Origin of the sequence: Brevundimonas sp., from assembly GCF_016463485.1 — a bacterium.
GTDB lineage: Bacteria > Pseudomonadota > Alphaproteobacteria > Caulobacterales > Caulobacteraceae > Brevundimonas.
Genome location: NZ_JAEMRD010000020.1, coordinates 25,208 through 35,579, shown reverse-complemented (window position 1 = coordinate 35,579; position 10,372 = coordinate 25,208). Strand labels below are relative to the sequence as shown.

The following is a 10,372-nucleotide window of genomic DNA, read 5'->3' as shown; positions in this document are numbered from 1 at the left end:
CGCCGACCCTGGTCGGTCTGGTCGGCGGGAGCCAGGCCTATCTGCGGAGCGCTTCGGGAGAGGTCGAACGGATCCGCCGGGGCGGCGTGATCGATGGATGGACCCTGGTCGCGGTCGGCGTCCGATCGGTCGTGGTGGAACGCGACGGCACGCCGCATTCGCTCAAACTGTTTGCAAGGCCGGAGCCGGCCGGGACAACGACGCCGCCCGTCCAGCCCATGGCGCCCGGACAATCCGCCTCCGCCCCCCCGCCCGGAGCAGGCCTGACGCTACCGGCGCGGGCGCCGAGGTAGGTTTCGGCGCCCTCCCGACCCGCAGACGTCTCGCCGGGGGCCGTATCGGTCGATCCCGCGCGCCGCCCTGCCCTGCCCGTCGGACCGTCACCCCGCTCTCGTGACCGGCCGGCGCCGGGGAAGGTCGTCGGCGGCTGAGGCCAGGTCGGATCGGATCGGATCGGATCGGATCGGATTGGGGGCAGCGATTGAACGAGAACATGCGGCAAGGGAAATCTGGAATATAATCCTACCCGGCCCTTGCCATCCGCCGACCTCATCACCATTTCATCCCCGGATCGGCGTCGTCTCGATCCAGGGTCTTTGACAATAAGCAAGAGGCGAGCCGTCACGAGGTCAGCCGTCCCCATGTCTCACAATCCGGTGCCCTAGCGGAGCATCGGGTCCCTAACCCCTTGATTTAAAACGATGCGGTTCGGAAACGCCACCCTTTGTCACCACCTTTTCTGTCACGGTGACATAACTGCCATCGGACTTCCGACCGCCCCTATGTCGCTTGGCTCTCGGCATCATGCCCCTTGCCAAGACGTCCAAACCCCAAGCCGTCCGTGATGACCAGCCCCAGCGGGGCCCCGTTGGTGTCGTACTGGGCGACCGGCTGGGTCCCCGGCCACAGGGTCCGGCTCATGACCCCGTCCACCGTCTTCAGCGTGCGCCGGTCCTCGGAGTCGTAGCGATTTAGGGCGCTCATCCCCGGCCGGGTCACCGCCGCCAGCCGGTTGCCCACCCCCAATGATAGATGTTGGTCCGTCCCCGGTCATATTGCCGCTGACGTTCCAGCTGATCCCCACCCCGGCCTGCGACGTCGTCTGGTTCAGGACATTGGCCACGCCATAGGATCGCGCATACCCGTCCCCCGGCTGCCACTCGAAGCCGTCTCGGCTGTGGGTGATCGCCGTCAGCTTGCCCGCCGGGTCGTGGGCTTAGCTCTGGACCAACTGCCCCGGCCAGTTCGGAACCTGATCAACCCGGTTACTTGAGATAGTTTAGCAGTCATTCTTGGCATACTCGATCACTCTATCTGTTTTCCGTTGCGTAATATCCTGAAAGAATTCTTCTCCAAAGAAATCTAGAAGAGAGAAAACCTCGCAGAAATACTCTTCTGACATCGTTCCAGAGGATAAATACTTCTCACCTATTTCGTAATTCACCACCTCTGCTAGAGAATCATGATTCCAGGGCAGTTTCAGAAATATAAAGTCTTCGGGAGCGTATGATGTAATTTTATTCAAAACTTCAAGAAGTGTCATTCCGGTTTGCCCCATTGGGAATATCCGCCCCGCCCGCCGGGGTGGAGAAGTGGCCGAAGCGCGGGATCACGATGTTGCGGTGTAGGAACTAGCTGCATTTGACCTGGAGTTTCTCCGTGATGCCACGTCCAACCTGGCTGGCTTGTGCGACTTACACTCCCGTTCCCACTGATAGGATCCTGTACTCCAAGCCTGTTCATCATACCCTTCAAACCAGCATCTCTCATAGCTTCCGACAATTGTTCATTTGATATTTGATTGTGAGACCCGCGCGAGCCTCGAAGATTCTCAGGTGGCAATTGAGCCTCAAAGGCAACAGAGTACGCTGATGAGCCGCGAGTACGAGGAGCAGGTCCAGCAGACGTCTGTCCTACAGGACCATTTTCTCGAAAATTAGTAGGTCTCTGCCCTTGCGGGCGGGGAACTAAAGGCAAAGGCCTTACTACTGTAACCTGCCCCAATCGATCAATGTATACTTGAGGTGGAGGCACGGCGCGAGTGGATGGTGCCCGGACAGGCCGCGCTTGTTCACCCTCTGGATCGGTCGCATTCACCGGATCCCCGCCCACGTACAGATACAGGTTCGGATCGTCCTGCGTGCCGATGGGGTCTGTGCTCAGGAACAGCCCCAGCAGCGGGCTGTAGTAACGGGCGCGGTATTGATAGAGGCCGCTCTCCGGGTCGAACTCCCGGCCGGTGTAGCCGAATATCCCGCCCACCCCGGTCGAGCCGCCGAGCGACGCCGTCTCGCCGTGGGGGCCGTAGCGGTTGACCTGGCGGACCGTGCCGGAGCCGTCGGTCAGGACGATCACGCTGCCTTGGTGGTCGGTGTGCTGCCAGCGCAAGTCACCGCCGTTTTCGACCACGGCGACCCGGCCGTCCATGGCCCCCGAGCCGTCCGGGATGATCAGCCTCAGCAGAGTGCCGTTGGTGTCGTACTGGGCGATCGGCTCGGTCCCCGACCACAGGGTCCGGGTCATGACCCCGTCCACCGTCTTCAGAGTGCGCCGGTCCTCGGAGTCGTAGTGATAGAAGGCGCTCATCCCCGGCCGCGTCACCGCCGCCAGCCGGTTGCCGGTCCCCCAGACGTAGGTGTTGACCCCGTCCGAGGTCATGTTGCCGTTGGCGTCCCAGCCGATCCCCACCCCCGCCTGCGACGTCGTCTGGTTCAGGACATTGGCGACGCCATAGGTCCGCGCATAGCCGTCCGCCGGCTGCCACTCGAAGCCGTTCACACTGTGCGAGATCGCCGTCAGCTTGCCGGCGGGATCGTGGGTGTAACCCTGCACCAGCTGACCCGGCCAGCCGGGGAAGTTGTGCGTCGCCGTGAACAGGTCGCTGTCCGGCTCGTACGCCCAGGCCGTCGAAGTGTTGTTCGACCGGCTGACGTTCGTACGTCGGCTCAGGGAGTCATAGGTCGTATTGGCCCAGTTCCCTCCAAAGGCCACCTGGGTCGGCCGGTTGACCGCGTCAAACTGATAGGTCGCCGTATAGCCGCCCGGCCAGGTGATCGAGGTGCGGTTGCCGGCCGAGTCGTAGCCGTAACCGATGGCCAGGCTCTGACCTGCGGCCATACCCCCATTGAACGGCTGAACCACATCCACCGTCACACGGCCAGCGGCGTCGAAGCCATAGGTTCGTTTGTCACGCAGCAGACCGTCTTCCCAGACCCCGTTCCCCTGATCCGACACATCGCGATAGACCGGCTTGCCCGCCGGGTCATAGTTCACCCGTGCGTGGCGGCCGTTGGGCCAGGACGCCGGCGATGCGGCTGTGTTCGGGGCCTCCCAGACGTGGTGCGGGCGCCCGATGTCGTCGAAGAAGATCTGGCGCCATTCGTTGCTACGCGCCCGCTTGGCGATGACCTGATCACGCTGATTGACAAACAGGAATTCCCACGATCCATCCGCGAAGGTGGTGTGCACATTGCGGCCGAGGCCGTCATAGGCCGAGACGGTCGCATTCCCACGCGCATCAAGCTCTGCATACTGGAGACCCTCGGTATAGTACTGGAACGAACGCCAGATTGTGGAGGTCTGCCCTGCCGGCAGCTGGGCGAAGACAGCGCAGGTCGCGTCGGACGGATTGGCGATCAGCCAGCGTTCGATCTGGGTCGACTGGCCAGCCGGATTATAAGTGGTCTTCGTGGCCCGCCATGCCGCGTCGACCGTGACGATTGGCCGGTCGACCGCGTCGTAACAGGTGCGCGATACATCGCCTTGCGGATCGGTCACGGTGAGCGGAGTACCCGTCGCGGAATAGCTGGTTCGCGTAATGCGCCAGGTGTTCGCCGGCTGGTCCCAGGCCCAGGCCTCGGTCATGTTGCCGTCCGGATCATAAACCCAATGGCTGTTGATGTTCGTCCCGGCCGGACCGACCTCATCGGTCTTGCGACGCAGGGCGTCGTACCAGGTGGTGGTGATGATATGGCTGCGAGGGTTCATCACGCTGGTGACGTCGCCGACCGAATTGCAGGTCATATTGGTCTGGAAATTGTACGCAGGGTCCTGTGATGCGGTCCGCGACTGGGTCAGGCAGAAAGCCGGCTGACCGGCGCCGCCCCACACCTGGGCCGTCTCGATCCCGACGGGATCCTGCGTCCGCAACACCCGGCCGCGATCGTCGTACCACGTCTTCCATTCAGGATGGGTGTAGCCGCCATAGCGCCCGTCAAAGACGGACCCACCGCGTCGAACCTCCTCAAGCCCCCGGCTATCATAGGTGATGGTCCAGTCCGTGGTCGCCTGCCCTTCCGAAGTGACCGGAAGGGTGATCCGCGTCGGCTTGTTCCAGTAGGCATCGTACTCGGCCGTCACGGTTATGTTCTGGCACCACCAGACATCGCCAATGCAACCGTCCCGGGCCGTACGAACGGTGCTGATGGTGTTTCCGCGGTTGTCGTAGGTGAACTTGGTTCGGTTCCCCCACGCCGCCTGAACCTGCCGAATTCGCCCCGAACCGTAGTAGGCCTGCCTGGAGGTTCGTCCCATGGCGTCGCTGGCGTCGGTTAGACGTCCGTCCGGATCGTAGGCCTGGCGTACGCGATGGGTGAGCGCGTCTTCTGCGGTGGAGAAATGTCCACGGCTGGAAAAATAGGTCGTCTTGCGGTTCTGGGCATCATAGCCCTCGCGGACTTCAGGCGCGTATTCGCCGGCGACCGCAGACCAGACAAACCGCGCTCTTGGCGTAATGACACCGTCGTCGGAGACCGTCGTCAACAGCCGTTGATACCCGAAGATGTGGGGCGTCGCCGCGCCGGGCGGTTGTTCGTAGGTGTAGCTGCGCGTACGGCTGAGAGTGCGTGTCGCCACCGTGAGGTAGTAGGCGCAGTAGCTCGTGGAGAGGTGACAGTCTTCGAGATAGCCGAACCCGACAGAGGCGGAGCCATTGGTGACGCCAATCAGCCGGCCGCCGCGCTGGGCCGCGAGCCGGCAAGCCTTCCGCTCGGAATACGGGTCTGAGTAAACGTTGGCGTTGCTCAGACAATTGGCCGTCGTGGGCTGGTCAGGGTTTTGGCTGTAGCTGAAGCTCAGCGTCGATCCAACGTTGTTGGAAACCGACGCCAGGTAGGGCGGGTTGGTCGGCGAGGAGCTGGTATAGGCGAGATTGATGATCAGGCCCGACCGGAACGTCCAGGTTTTCAGCGCGACCCGGCCGCGACTCCTCGCCTCGACATCGTTGTAGTAGGGCGAGCTCGGCTGGACCGCGAAACGCTCAAATCGCATCAGGGATTTGTCGGCCAACGTCCATTCAAACACCTCTGGACTGACTTGTGAGGAGCCGCTCAGCGCCAGGGTTTCTGTCGGCGCTCCACTGTTGCGCCAGATGCCGTTGGCCAAGCGTGTAAACCGACCGCTGCGTCCGCCGCCGTTCAACAGGACGATGTTGTCAATACCTTCGTCCTGCCACCAGTTCAGCGCGATGCCGCTGACCAGAGAGTGCTCGATACTGTCGCTGCGGCCGGCTTGGAGAGCGACCAGGACACCAATCACGGTCGGGGCGCTGGACACCACATCTGAAGCCTGGATCAAAGCGCCGACATCCGACCTCCGATAGGCCGATGATTCCCAGTTATGGGTCCAGCCCGCCCCTAGCTCTCCAAAACTGCTCGCCGGCCCGGTCGAGGCGTAGCGCCGGTTGAACGTCAGACTGTAGGGAAACTCGCCCTGCCCGACAGTGAGTTCATCGCCTTCAGCAAAGGACAATGAGCCTGTCCGCAAATCGACCGATCCCAGGCGCGACCCGGCCACGTTGGCGGCGATTGCCGAAGCCTCGGCCGATCCCAGAAAATCCAGGGGGCGAGGCGAATCGGTTGCCCCCTTTCGGAAGTCGTTGCGAGGATCGACATTGTTGCTGGTCGGTGTGCCCTTCGTTCCACTACCCACGATCCAGGCGTATTCGGAGCCCTCCCACCGACGGGCAAAGAAGCCGCCGCTGGCCTGTTCAGGCACAACTACCGAATAGCCCGCGCTCAAATAGGAATCGACTCGAGTCCTGACTGACCCGATCACCCCGGCGGGCAGTGAAGCCGACGATTGGCCGGGGTTGAGACGGGTCAAGGTCGTCCCCGTCGCCATGACCCGTCCGCCATTGGTTGCTCCGCCGCCGCTGCCATATTCGTCAGCCGTGATCTGGGCCACCGCGGCCGCCTCGGCGGCCGACGCGAGCGACGCCAGCGCTGATGCGATCTGGTGCGGCTGGTCGCCATCGCCCGGGGCCACGCCCACGGCCGTGTCGATATCGAGCATCGTTGGGCCATAGCTCGGGTTGAGCGCCACCCCGATCGAATGCTGATGGAATATTCTAGCCCCGGACAGGCCCTCAGTGGCCGCCGTCATCGTGTCGAATAGCTCAGTCCAGAGATTGACCACGCTATCCTTGCGGCTCTTCATCTCTGCCGCGACGACGTGGCCTTTGACGAATTTGACGTTGTCCTGGACCCAGTAGTTCCAATCCTCCGCCCCTTCGTTGGTAGCGCAGTTGTCGTCCACCTGGATCTGCTGGTTTGGTCCCGGTCCGCCATACTCCGCACACTCGTGCGGAGCCCCCTCCGCGACGATCCGAAGATCAAGCAAGGGATCCACCGACGCGGCATGAGTCGCTCGGCGGACACCTTGGCCACCGGCCGTGCGGATGACGATATCGACCCGCTTGCCTATCTCGATGGATTTGGAAACCTCTTCGTCTGCCCAACTGCCCCCGTTCGCCGCATAGGGGTGGTTGACCAGGATGTCCAAACGACGATCCCAGGCGTTGAAGTTCGATCCTCCACCGACGCCGCCGAAAGTATTCTGAGCTTCGCACGCGCTGGCTGGACCCGAATCGACAAAGGCCCCGAAATAGGCGGACGGGGAAGCGTCAGAGCTGTCGCAGCGTCGGATCGCCAGTTTGAACGCATCACCGCTGATCTGCGCCTGCACACGATAGGCGTACATATTCGCTAGATCGAATGTCTGTATGAAGTTGTCCGTGTGGAAACGGATAGTCGCGCGATAGGGCACGGGAATGTCCCCGTTCCAATGGGCGTTCACCGTGGCCCCCGACAGTTGGCCGTCGCGCAAGACCGCATAAGATCGATTGATCGTCCAGCCACCCGTCACCTCAGCGAGCGATTTGTTGCTATGGTTGGCGGCAAGGTCCGCTTGCAGCACCGTAGTGTACGTCGCCATCTTGCTGGCGATCGAGGACGGATCGATGCCCGTCACATTGGCCTGGTTGACTGAGATACCGGACATCAGATTTACCCAGGCCGAACCGGCAGTCGTATTTGCCGACGCCCAGACATCGATCCCGTTCACGCGGGTGTGGGTCTTGAGGGCCGGATCGAAGGCATACCAGGATCCCCCGATCATGATCTCGGGCCAGACATGCAGCATTTCGACGGACGAGACTGCACCAGACAGCCCTGTACAGGCCGTCTGGCCGTTGACGAGTGCTGGAGTTCCGGCCGCGGCCAGCAAAAGACAAGCCTGTCGGGCGTTGGCGACCTTGAGAATAGACGCCGCCTCGGTGCCCAGAGTTTTGACCCCTAGGCCGTAGCGAGCGCCGTAGCCGGATGCTCGAGCGAGTTGGACCATCAACTGGGCTTGATCGAACGCGCCGCCCGCTCCGTCGAGCAGAACGCCGTCCCCTCCCTTGTGGAGACCGAACTGGGGTTCGAACTCAATAGAGTTGCGCACGAACTGATAAATGCGGTCGGGGTTGTGCTCCAGCGCGCGGGCCAATGCCGTGATCCGCGGACTGATGGCGGCGTGATCCGGAACCGAAGGCGATCCGTAATAGGCGAGCGCGTCTCCGGGGGTGATCGTCGCGCTGGGTTGGGCAAGACGAAACGAAGGCAGGCCAGAACGAGCGGCATAACTAGGCAGCGACTGCGCGTGGACTGCCCTGGCCGCCATCAGGGCGAAACTCGCAAGTCCACCTGCCGTAAGGAGGAGAAGCAAGCCGAATGCGACAACGACTCGACGGTTAGGAAATGCCCGGGTCAGGTTGAGGCTGGCGAACCGACCACTGCGACGGACTTCGAGAAGAATTCTATCGTTCTTCGCGTTGCGTAGAAGACAGACGAACTGATCCAGCATCAACGCCCCCGCGCAACAACCGGTTCGTAAGCAAGCACGACCTTAACGTTTCGACTACCCCAAAAATCGTCTCCAGGTTGTGTTAAATCGCTTTACGCGACCGGAAACCCCTGCCTACCTTAACGGTTGATGACGGCAGGCGGGGGGGGGGGTAGCTTTGCGTTTTCTCGATGAGCTGCGTCCAAAGGCGCGTGAAACGGCAGTTTGGCTCGGCAGCCTAGTCCGTTGGGGCTGGTCACGGGTTCGTCTGGAGATCGCAAAGACCGTTGATCTCGATCAGTTTCACCGAGCGCGCGTCCTGGCGGAGCGCGCACAGGCGGTGTCGTGGCCACGCGCCGGTCTGGCCACCGGAGTCGTGGTCGCAACGATCAGCCTCGGGATCTGGGCGATCGTTCACCCCCGCCCGCTGGGTGTCGCGGGTCCGCTCCCAACGGACCGCGAAATCGAACCCCGCATCGCAGCAATGAACTCAGCCAAGGCCCAACCGCCGGCTTCCCTGATGCGCGGCGCGCCGAAACTCGCCGTCAACCCGGCTACCGTTCCCGCCACCCGTGAGAGCAACCAATGAGACAATCGCGGCGCAAGACGCTGTTCGGAGCCATCGGCGCCATGTGTGCGACGTGGGCGGGATCAAGTTTCGCTCAGCCGGGGATCCGTTACACTTATGATAGCGCCGGCCGCCTCTCGACTGCCACCTATTCGAACGGTGTCAAGATCGAGTATCGCTACGATGCGGCAGGCAATCGGCGCGAGCTCGTGACTTCTCGCCCACCAGCGGCCCTTCTAGCCGGAAACACTCTGCAGTCCAACGAGAGGCTCACCCAAGGCCAGTTCATGCAGTCGGACGATGGCCGGTTCCGCGTGCATTTCCAGTCTGACGGAAATTTCGTTCTCTACCAGATCAACGGCCCGGTCCTCTGGGCCACCTATGCCTTCTCGACCCACCCCATCTGGGCGATCATGCAAACTGACGGCAACCTCGTCGTTCAGGACGACACGTTCGCGGTCGTTTGGACGGCTGGCACCGGCGGCAACTACGGCGCGAGGTTGTCGGTACAAGACGATGGCAATCTGGTGATCTATAACGGAAACACTGCGATATGGCATACGAATACAGGAGGTCACTAGCCACAGAGAAACCAACGAGGTCTATGTGAAGATCACTGTCAAGATGCACTGTCGCTGGCGGGCCGTAAACAACGAGAGCGAAGCGCTGGGATCCTTTGCAAGCAAGACTTGGCAGAAGGCAATCGCTCTGACGTGTATGAAGAAGATCATGAAGCGGCACGGTCGGGTGAAGGCCATCACGAACAACCAGCTCCGCTTCAACAGGGCGGCGGCACTGAAAGACATCGACAACACCTCGAAGCAGGAGGTCGGCCTCTAGGTCAACAACAGGGTGGAGAATTCACAGCTGCCCTTCCGACGACGAGCCCGACCCGTAGAATCGCCGTATGGCCAACAGCACGTACCCGTTCCGCTAGTTCGACAGCTCACCGGAGGTGATCCGGACGGTGGTGATGATGTACGTAAAGTACCCGCTCTCGCTCCGGAACGTGGAGGACCTGCTGGCCGAACGCGGTATCGATATCTGCTACGAGACCGTGCGGCTGTGCTGAACCGGTTCGGTCCGATGTTCGCCGCCGAGATCCGCCGGAAGCGGGTGCAGAGGATGCGATCCTTCACCCATTGGCAATGGCACCTCGACGAGGTCTACGTGAAGATCAATGGCGAGATGCACTACGTCTGGCGGGCCGTGGACCAAGAGGGTGAAGAGCTTGAATCCTTTGCCAGCAAGACCAGGACAAAGCATCGCCGCTGACGTTCATGAAGAAGATCATGAAGCGGCACGGCCGGGTGAAGTCGATCACGACCGACGGCCTGCGCTCCTACAAAGCCGCGATGAAGGAGATCGGTAACACTTCGAAGCATGAGATCGGTCGCTGGGCCAAAAACAGGGTGGAGAACTCATACCTGTCCTTCCGCCGACGAGAACGGGCCATTGTGAGATTCCGGCAGATGAAGACGCTGCCGAAGTTCAGCTTCGTCCACGCCGCCGTCCATAGCCGCTTAAACCAGGATCGCCACCTCACCAGTAGAGAGACGTCCAAAACACAACGCTCGGCCGCCCTGGCTGTGTCGGAGAGGCTCGCTGGATAAGACCCGCCTGCCCTGCCCGAACTCCACTCACCTTAGACATGTTGCCGTTGGACTTACAGCACCGCCAGGCCTGAACCGTGCTCGCATC

The 10,372-nt window shown here is 61.8% G+C and carries 6 protein-coding genes and 1 pseudogene; 5 read left to right on the top strand and 2 right to left on the bottom strand.

Translation table 11 applies throughout. The features are described from left to right. The coding region (locus JHC99_RS05250) for a hypothetical protein (protein ID WP_292152408.1) at positions 1-293 on the top strand (293 nt) is incomplete at its 5' end. 487 nt (positions 294-780) lie between these two features. On the opposite strand, the gene JHC99_RS05245 is transcribed toward JHC99_RS05250, so the two are convergent. Together JHC99_RS05245 and JHC99_RS05240 are read right to left on the bottom strand one after the other, a co-directional pair. Then, entirely contained in the window at positions 781-984 is a 204-nt protein-coding gene (locus JHC99_RS05245) for a hypothetical protein (protein ID WP_292152407.1), read from the bottom strand. Positions 985-1,539: 555 nt separating this feature from the next. Next, positions 1,540-8,124 (bottom strand): RHS repeat-associated core domain-containing protein, encoded by a 6,585-nt coding sequence (locus JHC99_RS05240; RefSeq protein ID WP_292152406.1) that lies wholly within the window; start codon positions 8,122-8,124, stop codon positions 1,540-1,542. A 157-nt stretch (positions 8,125-8,281) separates the two neighbouring features. Here JHC99_RS05240 and JHC99_RS05235 point away from each other — a divergent pair, with 157 nt between their 5' ends. The 4 genes and pseudogenes from JHC99_RS05235 to JHC99_RS18755 all read left to right on the top strand — a co-directional run bounded on the left by JHC99_RS05235 (position 8,282) and on the right by JHC99_RS18755 (position 10,284). Continuing rightward, a complete protein-coding gene (locus JHC99_RS05235; protein WP_292152405.1) occupies positions 8,282-8,692 on the top strand; it encodes a hypothetical protein in 411 nt (136 codons plus the stop codon). Then, a complete protein-coding gene (locus tag JHC99_RS05230; protein WP_292152404.1) occupies positions 8,689-9,252 on the top strand; it encodes a hypothetical protein in 564 nt (187 codons plus the stop codon). Before JHC99_RS05235 ends, JHC99_RS05230 begins: the two co-directional genes overlap by 4 nt. After that, positions 9,206-9,511, top strand: coding sequence for a DDE-type integrase/transposase/recombinase (locus tag JHC99_RS05225; RefSeq protein WP_366927709.1), 306 nt, complete (start codon positions 9,206-9,208; stop codon positions 9,509-9,511). Before JHC99_RS05230 ends, JHC99_RS05225 begins: the two co-directional genes overlap by 47 nt. A 246-nt stretch (positions 9,512-9,757) precedes the next feature. Then, positions 9,758-10,284 (top strand): annotated as a pseudogene (locus JHC99_RS18755) (DDE-type integrase/transposase/recombinase). Positions 10,285-10,372: the final 88 nt, after the last annotated feature.